Origin of the sequence: Ilumatobacter fluminis (genome assembly GCF_004364865.1) — a bacterium.
Classification (GTDB): Bacteria; Actinomycetota; Acidimicrobiia; order Acidimicrobiales; family Ilumatobacteraceae; genus Ilumatobacter; species Ilumatobacter fluminis.
This window is the reverse complement of record NZ_SOAU01000001.1, coordinates 1,909,841-1,924,886: the sequence shown is the minus strand read 5'-3', so window position 1 is coordinate 1,924,886 and position 15,046 is coordinate 1,909,841. Positions and strand designations below refer to the sequence as shown.

General features: G+C 68.1%; 13 protein-coding genes and 1 tRNA gene. 6 read left to right on the top strand and 8 right to left on the bottom strand.

The window, feature by feature from the left end; genetic code table 11:
* Positions 1-9: 9 nt before the first annotated feature.
* Complete coding sequence (locus BDK89_RS08675; protein WP_133868573.1) at positions 10-1,626, bottom strand: MFS transporter; 1,617 nt, start codon at positions 1,624-1,626, stop codon at positions 10-12.
* A gap of 166 nt (positions 1,627-1,792) precedes the next feature.
* On the opposite strand from BDK89_RS08675, the gene BDK89_RS08670 reads away from it, so the two are divergent.
* A complete protein-coding gene (locus tag BDK89_RS08670; protein ID WP_133868572.1) occupies positions 1,793-2,386 on the top strand; it encodes a TetR/AcrR family transcriptional regulator in 594 nt (197 codons plus the stop codon).
* Positions 2,387-2,419: 33 nt separating this feature from the next.
* Here the strand turns inward: BDK89_RS08670 and BDK89_RS08665 are convergent, their stop codons facing one another.
* Genes BDK89_RS08665 through BDK89_RS08650 form a run of 4 tightly spaced genes read right to left on the bottom strand, consistent with a single transcriptional unit; the run spans position 2,420 to position 6,028 of the window.
* A complete protein-coding gene (locus BDK89_RS08665; RefSeq protein WP_133868571.1) occupies positions 2,420-3,163 on the bottom strand; it encodes an SDR family oxidoreductase in 744 nt (247 codons plus the stop codon).
* A 45-nt stretch (positions 3,164-3,208) separates the two neighbouring features.
* Positions 3,209-4,507, bottom strand: coding sequence for a hemolysin family protein (locus tag BDK89_RS08660; RefSeq protein WP_133868570.1), 1,299 nt, complete (start codon positions 4,505-4,507; stop codon positions 3,209-3,211).
* The gene (ybeY, locus tag BDK89_RS08655; RefSeq protein ID WP_133868569.1) at positions 4,504-5,025 is read right to left on the bottom strand and encodes an rRNA maturation RNase YbeY; all 522 of its coding nucleotides are present in this window, start codon (positions 5,023-5,025) and stop codon (positions 4,504-4,506) included. The genes BDK89_RS08660 and ybeY overlap by 4 nt, the downstream gene beginning before the upstream one ends.
* Complete coding sequence (locus BDK89_RS08650) at positions 5,018-6,028, bottom strand: PhoH family protein (protein ID WP_133868568.1); 1,011 nt, start codon at positions 6,026-6,028, stop codon at positions 5,018-5,020. The genes ybeY and BDK89_RS08650 overlap by 8 nt, the downstream gene beginning before the upstream one ends.
* Positions 6,029-6,226: 198 nt before the next feature.
* Between BDK89_RS08650 and BDK89_RS08645 the strand changes: the two genes are divergently transcribed.
* The 4 genes from BDK89_RS08645 to BDK89_RS08630 all read left to right on the top strand — a co-directional run bounded on the left by BDK89_RS08645 (position 6,227) and on the right by BDK89_RS08630 (position 11,282).
* The gene (locus BDK89_RS08645; RefSeq protein ID WP_133868567.1) at positions 6,227-8,611 is read left to right on the top strand and encodes a putative bifunctional diguanylate cyclase/phosphodiesterase; all 2,385 of its coding nucleotides are present in this window, start codon (positions 6,227-6,229) and stop codon (positions 8,609-8,611) included.
* A 287-nt stretch (positions 8,612-8,898) separates the two neighbouring features.
* Positions 8,899-9,855 carry a hypothetical protein gene (locus BDK89_RS08640; RefSeq protein ID WP_133868566.1) on the top strand — a complete coding sequence of 319 codons (957 nt, stop codon included), beginning with the start codon at positions 8,899-8,901 and terminating at the stop codon, positions 9,853-9,855.
* A gap of 213 nt (positions 9,856-10,068) precedes the next feature.
* A complete protein-coding gene (locus BDK89_RS08635) occupies positions 10,069-10,578 on the top strand; it encodes a tyrosine-type recombinase/integrase (protein ID WP_133868565.1) in 510 nt (169 codons plus the stop codon).
* A 260-nt stretch (positions 10,579-10,838) separates the two neighbouring features.
* Positions 10,839-11,282 carry a hypothetical protein gene (locus BDK89_RS08630; RefSeq protein ID WP_133868564.1) on the top strand — a complete coding sequence of 148 codons (444 nt, stop codon included), beginning with the start codon at positions 10,839-10,841 and terminating at the stop codon, positions 11,280-11,282.
* 49 nt (positions 11,283-11,331) lie between these two features.
* On the opposite strand, the gene BDK89_RS08625 is transcribed toward BDK89_RS08630, so the two are convergent.
* Both BDK89_RS08625 and BDK89_RS08620 read right to left on the bottom strand, forming a co-directional pair.
* A tRNA-Cys gene (locus BDK89_RS08625) sits at positions 11,332-11,406 on the bottom strand.
* Between the two features lie 273 nt (positions 11,407-11,679).
* Complete coding sequence (locus BDK89_RS08620) at positions 11,680-13,917, bottom strand: acyltransferase family protein (protein WP_133868563.1); 2,238 nt, start codon at positions 13,915-13,917, stop codon at positions 11,680-11,682.
* 165 nt (positions 13,918-14,082) lie between these two features.
* On the opposite strand from BDK89_RS08620, the gene BDK89_RS08615 reads away from it, so the two are divergent.
* Positions 14,083-14,721, top strand: a complete 639-nt coding sequence (locus BDK89_RS08615; protein ID WP_133868562.1) for a hypothetical protein — start codon at positions 14,083-14,085, stop codon at positions 14,719-14,721.
* 11 nt (positions 14,722-14,732) lie between these two features.
* On the opposite strand, the gene BDK89_RS08610 is transcribed toward BDK89_RS08615, so the two are convergent.
* Positions 14,733-14,996: a hypothetical protein gene (locus BDK89_RS08610; protein WP_133868561.1), complete on the bottom strand. Its 264-nt coding sequence runs from the start codon at positions 14,994-14,996 to the stop codon at positions 14,733-14,735.
* Between the last annotated feature and the right edge of the window lie 50 nt (positions 14,997-15,046).

Here is a 15,046-nt window from a genome sequence, read left to right as displayed (position 1 = left end):
GGGTGACGATCAGCCCTCGAGGGCGAGTTCGAGTTCGGCCTGTGCGGTGGGCACGTCGCCGGTCTCGTTGCGCTTCTTCGGTCCAAAGAACAGCAGGTAGGCAAAGGTGACGCCGGCGAGGGCGACGCCGATCCACATCGACTGCACCCAACCGTCGACGAAGGCGTGCTGGGCGGCCGAGACGAGCTGCGGACCCTGCTCGCCGGCCTGGCCGGCGACGGCGAGCGCTCCGCCGATGCCCTCACGAGCCGGTTCGGCGAGTTCTTCGGGCAGTCCGGCGAGGTCGGGCTCGATGGCCGACTCGTAGCCGGCGCTCAGCACCGAACCGAGCAGGGCGACACCGAGGGCACCGCCGACCTCGCGAGAGGTGTCGTTGAGTGCCGAGGCGACACCCTGCTTGTCGGCAGGGAGCGTCTCCGTGATCGCCGCAGTGGCGGGGGTCATGGTGAGACCCATGCCGAGGCCGATGATGACGAGGCCGGGCAGGACCGACATGTAGCCGCCCTCGACCGACGCCCTCAGCGCCAGCGTCGCCAGGCCGGTGGCGAAGATCGCCACGCCCGACAGCATCGTCGTGCGGCTGCCGATCCGCTCGGCGACGAACGGGGCGACGGCCGACATCGGCATCATCACGAACGCCATCGGGAGCAGTGCCACGGCCGAGCGCAGCGCCGACCAGCCGATCACGGCCTGGAAGTACGGGAACAGCACCAGGAAGATGCCGAACATGACGGCGAACACGATGAGGAGGGTGAGCGAACCGGACGCCAGGCCACGGTTCTTGAACGTGGTCACGTCGAGGAGCGGGTCGTGGCGGCGCAGCTCCCAGAGCACGAAGGCGACGGCGGCGATCACGCCGACGACGATGCCCGTCAGGGTGATCCAGTGCGTCCACCCCTGCTCGGGTCCTTCGTGGATACCGAGGACGAGGCCGCCGATGGCGAGCGCCGACAGGACCGAACCGACCGTGTCGAACGGGTGCTCGCTGTGCTCCCGCGAGTTGGGCACCGAACGCCACGCCATCGCACCGGCGAGCACGACGAGTGCGACCGGCAGGGCGAACAGCCAACGCCAGCTCACCATGTCGACCATGAATGCCGACACGAACAGGCCGATGATGCCGCCGGCACCGGCGAAGCCGGCCCAGATGCCGATCGCCCGGGTACGGGCCTCGGGCGGGAAGCTGGAGGTGATCACCGAGAGGGTGACCGGCATGATCATGGCCGCACCGACACCGGCGACGACGCGGGCGACGATCATGAAGGCGGTCGTGGTCGCGACGGCGGCACCGAGGCTCGCCAGGCCGAACACGACGAGGCCGATCATCAGGATCGGCTTGCGACCCCAGCGGTCGCCGATCGCACCGATCGGCATGAGGAGGGCGGCGAGCGCCACCGTGTAGGCGTTGATGATCCAGAGGATCTCGCTCTGGGACGCGCCGAGGTCGACCGCCAGGTCCTGCTGGGCGACGTTGAGGCCCGAGACCGAGGCGATGACGGCGATCAGCGCCGTGCACATCGCGATCAGGATGTTGCGGAGCTGCTTCTCGTCGGTGGTGATCTCCTCGCCGCTCGGCTGTTGGGCGAGGTCATCCCCGAGCACGGGTGGGGTGTCGGATGTGGACATGGGGGGATCCTTCGAGGGGTCGGGGGTGGTGGGTGGTCGTTCCGTCAGGTGGAAACGCTACGAAACAGTATCGTAGCGAAACGGTAGAGTCAACGGTGTCGACGCACGAACGGCCACACTGTGACCGACGACACGAGCACGACACGACCACGACTTGCCACGACCGATGACCGACTGCACCGAACGCCCGACCGACCCGAGAGTCCTGCGCAGCCGCGCCAAGATGCTCGATGCGGCCACCGAACTGCTGGCCGAAGCCGGCCCGCGTGCGGTCACCGTCGATGCCGTCTCCGAGCGGTCGGGCGTCGCCAAGTCGACGCTCTACCGGCACTGGGATTCCCGAGAAGGTCTGCTCGTCGACGTGATGCGGGCCAACATCCCCGACATCACGCCGCCCAGCCCCGACCTGTCGTTCGACGAGGCCCTCCGCGCTGTCGTGACCGAGGTCGCCGCCGTCATGACGACGCCGCGCTGGCGAGCGATCCTGCCGGCGATGATGATGCTCCAGCAGCACATGCCCGAACTCGCCGAGATCGCCCACGACGACCACGAGGAGAAGAAGGCCATCTTCCGTGACGTGGTCGATCGCGGCATCGCCGCCGGCCGCCTGCCGGCCGGCACCGACGAGGAACTCGTCGCCCGCCAGCTGATCGGTCCCGTGTTCTTCACCCTGCTGGCAGCCCACCCCGACGACGACAGTGCCATCGACCTCACCGTCGAGTACGCCATCGAGCGCTTCCTCGCCTCCTACCCCGGCTGACCGGCGAGCCCGGGCCACGCCGCTCCGTGGGCGCTAGGTCGAGCGGACGCCCGCTCCCCCGTCGATCACGTAGGTCTCCCCGGTAATCCACGACGCCTTGTCGGACGCCAGGAACACCGCCAGGTTGGCGATGTCCTCCGGGTCGCCCAGGCGCTGCAGCGGCATCGCCGCGGCGAGCTGTTCACCGAAGTTGTCGACCAGATACGACGCGAAGTCGGTCTCGACCAGGCCGGGTGCGATGCCGACGACCCGGTTCGGGCCCAGCTCGTTCGCCAACTGCCGCGTCAGGTGGATCAGGGCGGCCTTGGTGAGGTTGTACACACCGAGACCGGCCTCGGCGCGCAGACCGCCGACCGAGGCGATGTTGACGATCACGCCGGGTTCGTCACGGAACGCCGCCTCGTAGGCGGCCTGCGACCAGAACAGCGGCGCTGCCAGGTTGACCTGGAAGGTCTTGTCGTACCGCGGCCGGTCGACCTCGAGGGTCGGCCCGTAGTAGGGATTCGTCGCGGCGTTGTTGACCAGGATGTCGAGGCGGCCGAACCGCTCGATGGTCGCCGCCACGCACGCCTCGGCCGAGCCGGGTTCGCCCGCGTTGGCAGCGAAGGTGGCGATGTCGCCACCGATCTCGGCGGCCGTCGCGTCGAGCGCGTCCTGTTTCCGCGACGAGATCATCACCGAGGCGCCCGCCTCGATCATGCCGGCGGCGATCGCCTTGCCGATGCCGCGTGATCCGCCGGTGACGAGCGCGACCTTGCCCTCCAGAGAGATGTGCATGCGGCGAACCTAGCGGCCGCCCCGACGGGCCCCGGAGTCGGCGCGTCAGTCGGCGGCGGGAACGGCTTCGGCGCTGTCGTCGACCGGCAGCGGCGCCATCTCGTGGACGCGGACGACCCGGATCCGGCGTCCCTCGACCTCCTCGGCACTGAGACGCAACCGGTCGACCTCGATCGATTCGCCGACCTCGGGGACGTGCTCGAGCATGTTGAACACGAGACCACCGACGGTGTCCCAGTCGTCGTTCGGGAGCTCGCAACCGAGCAGCTCGTTGACGTCGTGGATCGACGTGCCGCCCTCGACGAGGTAGTCGCCGTTCGGCAGCCGCTGGATGTTGTGTTCCTCGATGTCGTACTCGTCGACGATCTCACCGACCAGTTCTTCGAGGCAGTCCTCGAGCGCCACCAGCCCGGCGATGTCGCCGTACTCGTCGGCCACGATCGCCAGGTGGAACTTGCCCGCCTGCATCTCACGCATCAGGCGGCTCACCGGCTTGTTCTCGGGGATGAACCGGACCGGGCGGGCCAGGTCGAGCACGGCCAGATCGCCGCGCCCCTCGCGCTCGGCTCGGATGAGGTCTTTGGTGTAGGCGAGGCCGACGATGTCGGCGTCGTCGGGGCCGAACACCGGCAGGCGGCTGTAGCCGTTGGCGATCGCCAGGTCGAGCCCCTCGGAGATCGTCGCCTCGTGCGGGATGATCACCATGTCGGGGCGCGGCACCATGATCTCGCGGGCGACGGTGTCGCCGAACTCGATGATGCTCTCGATGAGCTCGCGCTCTTCGTGCTCGATCACCTCGTCCTCGGCAGCTGCCTCGACGATGCCGAGCAGTTCCTGCTCGCTCACGAACGGCCCCTTTTGTAGGCCCTTGCCCGGCAGGAGGACGTTCGTGAGCCCGATCAGGCCTCGCGACACGATCCGTAGTGGCCAGAACGAGGTGAGCCAGGCGGTCGGGCGAGCGGTGGCCAGTCCGGCCCGCTCGGTGTGGAGCACCGCCCACGTCTTGGGCATCGACTCGGCGAGCACGAAGAAGACCACCACGTTGAGCACGTAGGCACCGGCCACGCCCCACACCCCGAAGAGCCGGGCTGCGAGGATCGTGGTCAGGAACGCCTGCGCGGTCTGCAGCGCCGTCACGGAGACGAGCACCGGGTTGATGAACCGCTCGGGCTTGTCGGTGAGTTCGAGGAGAGCGGTGGTCGACTTCGACGGGTTGTCCTCGGCCATCGCCTGCGCCTTGACGTGGGAGATCCGGTTGAGGCCCGTCTCGGCGATTGCGAGGCCGATCAGGACGAGCAGGATGACCACGATCGCCACGATCAGGGCGATATCGGTGCCGTTCACTGGCCTTGCTCCTGACGGAAGCCTGCGGGAGCAGGACCGTGCCAGTAGTGCTCGGTCAGCACCTCGAGCTCGCGGGCACGCATGATCTCCGTCTCGTCGGGGTCGGCGTGGTCGTGCCCCATGACGTGGAGGCAGCCGTGCACGACGAGCAGGGCGAGTTCGTCGTCGAGCGAACCGGCGTGGCTCGGCGCCGCCTCGGCGGCGACCGCTGGGCAGACCACCACGTCGCCGAGCAGGATCGGCTCGCCGGTCGTGGGCGGATCGAGTGCGTCGAGCGGGAACGAGAGCACGTCGGTCGGGCCGGACTTGCCCATGTGCTCCTCGTTCAGCGCCGCGATCTCGTCGGCGTCGACGAACGTCAGCGTCAACTCACCCCGTGCACCTTCGGCACGGAGCGTGTGGGCCGCAAGGGCGGCCCACCGGGGGGCGTCGATCTCCACGTCGGTCTGCTGGTCTTCGACGACCACTTCGACCTCGGATGGCGCATCGACGCCGGTGGGACTCACAGGGTCAGCCATCGGCCGACGACCTCCTCGAGGGTGTTCGTTGTTGTTTGCCGCGTTGCGCGGACTGTTCGTCGCCGCGTTCGTACGCGGCGACGATGTCGGCGACGATCTGGTGCCGCACCACGTCGGCGGCGGTCAGGTGCACGAAGGCGAGATCGTCGATGCCGGTCAGGATCCGTTCGAGGCCCTTCACGCCAGAACGCCCGTCGGGAACGTCGACCTGGGTGGCGTCGCCGGTGACGACGACCTTCGACCCGAACCCGATCCGGGTCAGGAACATCTTCATCTGCTCGGGCGTGGTGTTCTGGGCCTCGTCGAGGATGATGAAGCTGTTGTTGAGCGTGCGACCGCGCATGAACGCCAGCGGTGCGACCTCGACGGTGCCGCGCTCGACCAGGCGGGCGGCGCCCTCGGGGTCGACCATGTCGTACAGGGCGTCGTAGAGCGGCCGCAGGTACGGGTCGATCTTGGCCATCAGGTCGCCGGGCAGGAAGCCCAGCCGTTCGCCCGCTTCGACGGCGGGGCGGGTCAGGATGATGCGCTGTACCTGCTTGGCCTGGAGGGCCTGCACCGCCATCGCGACGGCCAGCCAACTCTTGCCGGTACCGGCCGGGCCGATGCCGAACGTGATGATGTTGTTGCGGATCGCGTCGACGTATCGCTTCTGACCGGCCGTCTTCGGACGGACCTGGCGGCCCTTGGCGCCCTTGAGCACCTGGTGGGTCAGGACCTCGGACGGCTTCTCGTCCTCGTGGACCATGCCGATCACTCGGGCGAGCGTGCGTTCGTCGAGTTCGTGACCACGTTCGAGCAGGCCGACGAGTTCTTCGAACAGTCGACCGACCTCTTCCGCGTCGGTGCCCCGCAGGGAGACCTCGTTGCCGCGCACCGACATCTGCGTCGTCGGGAACGCCGCCTCGATCTGACGGAGGTGTTGGTCGCGTGGGCCGAGGAGCGCCGCCATCAAGTGCGGGCCGGGGACGACGACGGTGGTGAACGTATCGGTAGTGCTCATGTGAGTCGGCGCACTGGCGCTCGTCCCTCCACGGTAGCGGCTCGCGAGCCCGACTCCGTCCCGGTTTCGTCACGGATCGCGACCGGCCAACCGCGACATGGAAGAAATTTCTACGGAATCTTGACGATCGGACCGATACAAGCGTGGGCCGGTCCGAAGCGGACTCCGGTCGGCCCGAACGTACACATGTCGAACGCGATGGCTGACTCCGTGTCCCGCTGGAGGACGATCGTGCCGTGGATGGCACTCGTCGTCATCGCGCTCGTGCTCACGGCCAGCCTGATCACCGGCCAGGTGATCACCCCCTTCTGGAACGTCACCATGGTGCTGGTCGCCGTCGGTGTCGCCGTCTACAGCCGGGCGGTCAACGGCATCCACGCCATCTACGGCGTGGTGATGACCGTCGCCGTGCTCCATCTCGTGCTCTCCGACGCCCAGCGCGACATCGCCGTCGATCGCCCGCTCACCTGGCCGGAGATGCTCGGTGATCTCGCCGTGGCGATCGGTGTGGTGGCCGCACTCGGCTTCTCGACCGCCCGCCGCCTCGGCGCACCCGCCGGCCGGTACCTCGTCGAAGTGGCCGTCGTCTTCATCGGATCGTCGATCGCCACCTGGGTCCTGCTGACCCAGCCCCTGCTCGATCAGGGCGAGAGCGCGTCGCGAGCATTCGTCTCGTCGCTGTTCCTCCCCGTCACCGTGCTCGTCGCCGCCTTCGTGGTCGACCTGTGGAACCACGGCCTCCGCCGCAACCGGGCGATGCAGCTGTGCGCCCTGTCGGCCATCGTCTTCGCCGCCGGCTCGTTCGCCGAACGGCTGCAGCTGGTCGGCACCGTCGACGTCGAGGGCTCGCTGATGGGTGCGACCGTCTACTCGCTCGCTGCCGCGCTGGTGCTGGCCGCGATCGCCCATCCAAGCTTCCGCTACCACCTCGACGACCGCACACCCGCCCCCACCGACGTGGGCCGTGCGCGGCTCCTGATCATGGGCGTCAGCGTGCTCGGCGCCGTCACCCTCACCGCCGTGCGCCCACCCGACGGTCCGCTCGACATCGCGGTACGGGTCGGCGCAACCGTGCTCCTCATCGTGCTGGTCGTCGTGCGGCTGGCCATCGCGCTGCACGAGCACGAGGTCGCTCGCCGCTCGCTCCACGAGCGTGTCCACTCCGACGAACTGACCGGTCTCCCCACTCGCACCCGCTTCGTCGAGGTCGTCGGCGACGTGCTCGAGTCGAACTGGCGCTCGGAGCACCAGCCGACCGTCATCCACCTCAACCTCGATCGCTTCAAGAACATCAACGACACGTTCGGTCACCACGGTGCCAACGAGGTGCTGAGCGAGGTCGCCCGCCGCGTCGCCGAGGCCGCCTCGTCGTTCGGCGCCACCGTCGCCCGCATCGGCGGCGACGAGTTCGCCGTGATCGACGCGTCGACCACCTCGGTCGACGACGCCGTGATCCACGCCGAGGTGCTGCGGGCAGCCGTCTCCCGACCGATCGCCGTCGGTGAGGCGCCGATCTTCATCACGACGAGCGTCGGCGTGGCCATGGTGCCCGCCAAGCGCTCGATCACCGCCGAGGAACTCCTCCGGCGAGCCGACATCGCCAACCACCGCGCCAAGTCGGACGGCGCCAACCGCGTCGCCGTCTTCGACGAGTCGATGCAGGACAATGTCGCCAAGCGGATGGACATCGAGCACGCGCTGCACGGTGCGATCGGACGTCAGGAGATGCGGCTGTACCACCAGCCGATCGTCGACATCTCGACCGGTCGGGTCACCGGCTTCGAAGCCCTCATCCGGTGGCAGCGCTCCGACGGCACGATCATGTCGCCCGCCACGTTCATCCCCGTCGCCGAGGACACCGGCATGATCTGCGAGATCGGCGCCTGGGCGCTGCGCGACGCCCTCTCGGAACTGCGTGGCTGGATCGACGACGGCGTCGTGCCCCCGTCGACGACGATGTCGGTCAACGTCTCCCCCCGCCAGATCGCCGACCCCAACTTCGCCTCGATCGTCCGCCACGCCCTGTCGGTCACGGCTGTGCCGGCACACCTGCTGTGGCTCGAGATGACCGAGTCGATGATGCTCGATGAGCCCGAACTCGCCGAGAACACCCTGCGCGAGATCCGGGCGATGGGCGTCCAGCTGGCACTCGACGACTTCGGCACCGGCTTCTCGTCGCTGTCGCTGCTCCAGAACTTCCCGATCCAGCGGATCAAGATCGACCGGGCCTTCGTGCAGGGCATCGCCGAGAACACCAACGACCGCTCACTGGTGCGCACGATCATCGCCCTCGGACAGTCGATGGGTCTCGACCTCGTCGCCGAAGGCGTGGAGACGGTGCACCAGCTCCAGAGCTTGCGCGACCTCGGTTGCAACAAGGCGCAGGGCTTCCTGATCAGCCACCCGGTCCCGGCACCGGCCATGGGGTCGACGATGACCGCCCTCGCCGAGCTGTCCGAGCTGTCGCTGTTCCGTGCCACCACCGCCGGCACCGACCGGGTCGACATCCCCGTCCCGGTCCCCGCCGGCGCCGGCATGGTCGGCATGTCGCCCCGCGGCCCCATCGGCCAACCCGTCATCTGACGCCGACACGCGGCCCGGACGATCGCCCGAACCGTCGCCGGGAACGACGAAGGCCCCCGCTCCGGAGAACGGGGGCCCTGCGCTGGAGGCGACGCCGGGAATCGAACCCGATTGGGGTGACGACGGCCGGTGTCGGTCCGTTCGCGTCAGTCCAGCTAGATGGCCGTTTCTGGCGTCGACCGCTCCCCCGTTGTGCTGTCTAGTTCGGCCCTGTGGTCACGCGTTGTGACCACGGTGTGACCAACGGGACTACTCTCTCCCTCACTGTCATCCAGCGGGGGAACGACATGGACACCTTGAACTATGACCAGGCGATTGCGCGCCTGACGGTAGACAACATTGAGGCACTGGCGAGAACTGCCAACCTCGGCGATCTCAACTTCGAAGAGGTGGTGCCGAAGTTCATGTTCATTCGGCGGATGCTGCTGCTGCTTGCAGAGCAGGACCGAGTTGAGCTCCCTAGCCGAACCGCCACCGAGATCTCGAACAATCTCTCAGCGCTCTTCAGCTCGATGGACCAGATCGAGGAGTTCACGCCTGCTCAGTCTGATCCGGTGAACGCTCGCAACCAGATCGCCAACCGAGTCGAGAACGTGCGTGACTACTTCGCTGAGCACGTACGCCCCTACGTCGGTGCCCGCGAGGTGGAAGCGACCGAACAACAGATTGAGCTGGAGCAGTCGGCTGAGGCTGCTCGTGCTGCCAGCGATGAGATTGATGCGCTACTCCGAAGCGTCCGAAAGTCAGTCGGCGACGCCGGGGCCGACGAACTGAGCGGACACTACGGGCGGCAAGCCGATCAGCACCAAGAGTCGGCGAGGAACTATCTGGTCGCTGTGGTGGTTCTCGTTGTGCTGACGTTCGCGGCAGCGCTGTATCTCTTCGACAGCGTTGAAGTCGCTACGAACGAAGATGGGTCCGAGCAATGGGGAGACCTCGTCCGTCAGCTCACGGCGAGGCTGTTCTTTCTCGGACTACTCGCATGGGCACTCGCCTTTGTCGTGCGCAACTATCGCGCCAATCAGCACCTCGCGGTTCTAAATGACCAGAGACGTAACGCGCTGCTTACGTATCCGCTCTTCACCGGCTCAGCGAACAGCGAGACCGAGCGTGATCTGATCACGGCTGAACTCGTGCGGGCCGTGTTTGCCATGGGCGACACGGGTTACGCTGACACCAACGATCGAACGGTGATCGAGGATCAGGCCTCGCTCCTCGGCGTTCTGATGTCTCGTCGTCCATAAGCGCGCACCCCCTCGCCATCATTGCGCACATGACCGACGACAATCGCCCCCACCCGCCGAACTCGAGCAACTTGCCCGCTCCCTTGCGATCGACGGGAGTCTTGGTCGTCATGACGCAGCGGTCGTGGCCCAGGAGCTGCGACGGTTAGCGGCGATCGAGCGAGACAGCGGGCAGTCGGACGGCGATCCTCATCAAGTGCGAGGCTTCATCGTATGACGTTCCCGAAAGCCTCATATACCGCCGACGAGGTCGCGCAGATGCACGGCGTCAGCGCCTCCCTGATCCGAAAGATGGTCGCCAGGGGGGAGCTGGCGCGAGCACCGGGGTTTCGTCACGCCGTAAGAATCCCCCACACCGAACTCGTCGCCAAGTTTGGGCCACTGCCGAGCCTCGCCCACAAGGTGGCCGGCACGACGATCGCGGGCGACGACACTCCCCTGATCGTCACCGAGCCTGACGGTTCGCCGATCCACCCGCAGGTGCTGACCCGTCGCTTCCATGCGGCCACCAAAGCTGCCGAGGTGCCGGCGATCCGCCTGCACGACGTTCGACACTCCTACACAACGGCCCCGCTCAAGTCAGGCGTGCCCGTGAAGGTGTTGTCGCAGCGACTCGGTCACGCAGACATCGCCATCACGCTCCGGGTCTACAGCGACGTGCTCGACGGAGACGACGAGGCGACGGCGGATCTGGCGGCATCGTTCATCGGAGGAACGCGGTGAGGCGTTTGTGGCTGATCCCGGGAGGAGTATTCCTTGTTGTCGGAGGTGCTCTAATCCTCCTATCCCTAGTCGATGGCCCCCTGCACGAGAAGCGTGTCGGATCGGTTGGCGAGTGGATGGCGGCGGCAGGCACCGTCTCGGCAGTGATGGTTGCGCTATTCGCCCTATCAACTGAGCAAGAGCGAGCCGACAGGCGGGAGTGGCTAAGGGCTGCAAATCTACGAGTGCAGGATGCTCGATCGGTTATCGCCCGGGTAAACATGGAACTCGAGGGCGCGACCGACGACTTTGCGCTCTGGAACCTGAAGTCGGTTGTCTACAACTTCAGCGGTAGGCCGATTCGTCACGTCCGACTGAGGCTGGAGTGGAAGACCAACATCGACGTGACTCGGAGCGCAGGGTCAACTGACATCGATACTCTGCGCGACGTACTCGGGCCGGAACCGGATGACCATGTTTCTCAGACCCTGTTCGGTTTCCACACGCCACCCGATCAAACGCTCGACGGCAGCGCCTTGACACGATTCGGGATCCAATACCTTGACGTGACTGGCGACGAGTGGATCGTGTGGTTCGGGGACAGGGAAGGCACCGGGGCAACACATCAGCTGGCAAACGGGCAGCAGAGCGATTTCTGGCGCATGTACCCCGATGATGCTTCGAGACTTGCAAACGCAGAAGGCCTGACCGCACCCCAACGGTGACCACAGTGTGACCACGGGCCCGTCTCCGGGCCCGTGACCAGCATCTTTGTGGAGGCGACGCCGGGAATCGAACCCGGGTAGACGGCTTTGCAGGCCGTTGCCTAAGCCACTCGGCCACGTCGCCAGCGGGCGAGAGCCTATCTGCCGGCACCCGGCACCGGACGGTTCTTTCGACCGGACCGAACCGCTCCCACGCGTCCGCGGACGCGTGAGCCGTGGCACGTCGTGCAGCGACTCGCTTCGGACCGCCCACCCCCGCTGTGCACCACCGCACCCTGCGTCGGCTGGGGCGTCGGTGCGGGGGGGGTGGTGGATGCGCCCCAGCCGGCGCAGGGGCTGTCACAGGGTTTCCCGGTCGACGCGTCCGCGGACGCGTCGCGCCGACTTCCGGCTCCTGTCAGGCGGCTGCGGCGCCGATCAGGTCGGCGTAGTAGCGGCGACCGTCGGGGCGGAGGTGGATGGCGTCGTCCTCGAAGCAGTCACCCGGGCACTGTGGCGCCAGCGCCGCCCAGTCGACGACCACGACGTTGCCGCCGGCACGCGAGCGGATCAGGTCGTTGTTGGACGCCGCCCAGTTACGGTCGGCGAACACGGTCACCAACACCACCCGCGCCACGTCGGCGACCGGTGCGAGCACCCCGTCGAGGCTGGTGGCGCTGATCGGCCCGTTGGTCCCGAGGTGGATGACGACGATGTCGCCGAACACCCCGCCGTCGTCGAGCTGCTGCATGAGCGGCACCGTGTCGATCATCTGTCGGCTCACCTCGGCGTTCACCGCCCAGCCGCGTCCCGCCAGCACACCGGCGGCCCCGAGCATGACCGAGTCACCGATCGCCAACTGCGACACGCGGGTCGGTGACGGTTCGGGCGGCGGCGCCTCCTCCACCGGCGCGGCGGCCGTCGTGGGAGGTGCGGTCGTGGGCGTCGTCGCCGGCGTCGTGACAGGTGTCGTGGCAGGTGTCGTGGCAGGTGTCGTGGCCGGTGTCGTGGCGGGAACGGTTGTCGCAGGCGTCGTCGGCGCCACGGCCGCGGGCGCGGTCGCGGGCGTCGCGGCGGGAGCCGCGACGTCGGGCGCTTCGGTCACCACCGGCGCCACGACCGGTTCGCGCTCGGCGGCCGGTGGCGGCACCGTCGTGGTGGTCGGCGTGGACGGCGAGGTCGTCGGGGTCGCGGCGACCGTCGTCGGCCCCCGCTGCTGCCGCACTGCGACGTCGGCGCCGGCCGAGCCGGCGAGCAGCTCGTCGATCGAGACCGTGTCATGCTCGCCGTCGGCGAGACCTGCCTCGATCGCCGTGGGGCCGGCCTCGGCCGCCTGGAGGCGGTACACCGACAAACCGCCCACGATCAGACACACCACCGTGGCACTGCCCAACACGAGTCGAGCGGTCGGCTCGTCCTGGTGCCAGATGCGGCGCATCCAGGAGCGCCACTCCCCCGTCCGGATCGGCTGCTCGACGAACCGGTACGACAGCTCGGTGACGAACACCGTGAGCACCATGGCGATCGCGAACTGTTCGAGGCTGAGCTTGTTGCCGGCGACGCGACGGATGAGCTGATAGATCGGCCAGTGGAACAGGTACAGCCCGTACGAGCGGGTGCCGATCCAGCGGAGCGGTTGCAGACCGAGCACCCGTCCCAGGCGCGCCGTCGGGTGGGCGATCGCCGCGATCACCACGAGCGTCGCGATGTCGGTGAACCAGAACCCGCCCCGGAAGAGCACGTCGTCGGCACCGTCGGGTGTCACGAAGTGGAGGCGCCACGCCAACACGCCGAGTGTGACGAGCCCCATCAGGCCGATCACGTCGAGCATCAGCCCGTGCCGACGGATCGGCCCACGAGCCAGGGCATCGGGCCGCCACAGGAACGCGAGCGCGGCACCGAGCAGCAGGCCGCCGGCGCGGGTGATCGTCGACAGGTACAGCGCGTCGGCGATCGGGAGGCAGCGTTCGCCGAGCGACCAGTAGGCGTCCGGCGTGACGGCGCACTCCCCGATCCGGCCGGCGTGGTGGAGCAGGCCGACCCCGATCGTGATCAGCAGGGCGATCGTCGTGAGCCAGGCGGCGACCAGCGCCGGCGACCAACTGCTGCGGTTGCGGAGCAGCACGATCATCACGAGCGGCCACACGAGATAGAACTGCTCCTCGACCGCGAGGCTCCACAGGTGCCGCAGCGGGGCGAACTCGCCGGCCGCGGCGTACCCCTGTGCGGTCCAGATCTGATACCAGTTCGACACGTAGGTGAGACCGGCGATCAGGTCGCCGCGCAGACGCCCGAGCGCCTCCGCTCGGAATGCGGCGGTGACGACGAGCACCAGGAAGAGCAGGACGAACAGTGCCGGTAACAGCCGTTTCGCCCGGCGGAGCCAGAACCGGCCCAGATCGATGCGGCCGTTGTCGTCGTATTCGACGAGCAGCAGCAACGTGATGAGGTAGCCGCTCAGCACGAAGAACACTTCGACGCCGAGGAACCCGCCGGGCAGCCAGTCGGGGTCGGCGTGGTACACCATCACCGCCATCACGGCGAGCGCTCGCAACCCGTCGAGACCCGGCAGATACCGCAGATGAGGCCGCGCCGACGCGGCGTCGGCCACCGACTGCGGCGCAGGGGCCGCGGGCGTGGTGCCGAGCGTCGTCATCGAGTCGTCCGGTGTCGCATACGTGGCACCCCCAACGTGCCGGGTTGTTGCCGGTCGGTTCAGCCTACGGCGACGGTGCGCGCGGTGGGCATCGGGCCACCGCACGTGGCCGGGGGTGCTGGCAACGCGCCCGCCGACGCGTCAACATGAGGCCAGGTGACCGCAATGACCTCCCGCCCCCTGGCGCTCGTCGCCCTGCTGCTCCTCGCGCCGCTCGCTGCGTGCACCCCCGACGACGAGACCGACGCCTCGACCGGCTGTGCCGAACGGGTGCGGGTGGCGTCACGCGCCATCGAACCCGACGACCAGGTCCGCCTCCTCGACGACGCGCTCCTGGCCTGCAACTCCTACGAGGGGTTCCGAGCTCAGGTCGGCCAGTACCCGGGCATCATCGGATACGACCTCGACACCTTCCTCGAGCTGCGGTGTGTCAACGCGACCGACGAGCGGGTCGGCGCCACCGCTGCCTGCCGCGCCGTGGTCGCCCCACCCACGACGCCGCCGGAAGACACCGAGGTCGAGCTCGTCTTCGTCGGCGACACGATCGACGGGCGCCGTGTCGAGATCAGACCCAGCAGCGACGTGCCGTTCGAAGGCGACATCCCGGAGGTCGTGCAGCAGACGGTCGACATCGCCGTCGAGTCCGGCTGCCTCGGCGTGCTGCGGCAGCGCAACATCTGGCTCGACCGGGTGGAGGACAGCGACCTCGGCGACATCGCCTCGGTGTTCGCGCAGCACGCGCAGAACGTCGCCGTGTACATCGGCTGCGAACCCGACCCGATCGCGCCCGAACCCGACGCCTGACGGAACGACGGCTACGCGACGTCGGCGACGAGCGTCGCCGGTGCACCGACGGGGTTGCCCTCGTCGTCGAACGGGTTGAAGTCGCCACCGTCGGTCACGATGATCAGGATCGTCACCGCGATCAGCACCACGATCGCGAACGTGATCCACTGGGCGACGGGCCCGAAGACCCGCTTGTCGCTCTCGATCCCGTCGCGGGTGCGAGTCGGGCGGCCCTTCGGGGCGGTGTAGCCCTTCTTGCCGGTTGCGTCCGTGTCCGTCGTGTCGTCGGCCATCGGTCTGGATGGTAGCCCGACGGGTGGTGCCGGCGCCGGAGCCGCGCGAC

What these genes read in the sequence shown, in the direction of transcription:
- ybeY (WP_133868569.1), bottom strand. Translation starts at nt 5,025, where the DNA reads ATGGCTGACCCTGTGAGTCCCACCGGCGTCGATGCGCCATCCGAGGTC.
- BDK89_RS08620 (WP_133868563.1), bottom strand. Translation starts at nt 13,917, where the DNA reads ATGACGACGCTCGGCACCACGCCCGCGGCCCCTGCGCCGCAGTCGGTG.
- BDK89_RS08610 (WP_133868561.1), bottom strand. Translation starts at nt 14,996, where the DNA reads ATGGCCGACGACACGACGGACACGGACGCAACCGGCAAGAAGGGCTAC.
- BDK89_RS08665 (WP_133868571.1), bottom strand. Translation starts at nt 3,163, where the DNA reads ATGCACATCTCTCTGGAGGGCAAGGTCGCGCTCGTCACCGGCGGATCA.
- BDK89_RS08615 (WP_133868562.1), top strand. Translation starts at nt 14,083, where the DNA reads ATGACCTCCCGCCCCCTGGCGCTCGTCGCCCTGCTGCTCCTCGCGCCG.
- BDK89_RS08670 (WP_133868572.1), top strand. Translation starts at nt 1,793, where the DNA reads ATGACCGACTGCACCGAACGCCCGACCGACCCGAGAGTCCTGCGCAGC.
- BDK89_RS08635 (WP_133868565.1), top strand. Translation starts at nt 10,069, where the DNA reads ATGACGTTCCCGAAAGCCTCATATACCGCCGACGAGGTCGCGCAGATG.
- BDK89_RS08650 (WP_133868568.1), bottom strand. Translation starts at nt 6,028, where the DNA reads ATGAGCACTACCGATACGTTCACCACCGTCGTCGTCCCCGGCCCGCAC.
- BDK89_RS08645 (WP_133868567.1), top strand. Translation starts at nt 6,227, where the DNA reads ATGGCTGACTCCGTGTCCCGCTGGAGGACGATCGTGCCGTGGATGGCA.
- BDK89_RS08675 (WP_133868573.1), bottom strand. Translation starts at nt 1,626, where the DNA reads ATGTCCACATCCGACACCCCACCCGTGCTCGGGGATGACCTCGCCCAA.
- BDK89_RS08640 (WP_133868566.1), top strand. Translation starts at nt 8,899, where the DNA reads ATGGACACCTTGAACTATGACCAGGCGATTGCGCGCCTGACGGTAGAC.
- BDK89_RS08630 (WP_133868564.1), top strand. Translation starts at nt 10,839, where the DNA reads ATGGAACTCGAGGGCGCGACCGACGACTTTGCGCTCTGGAACCTGAAG.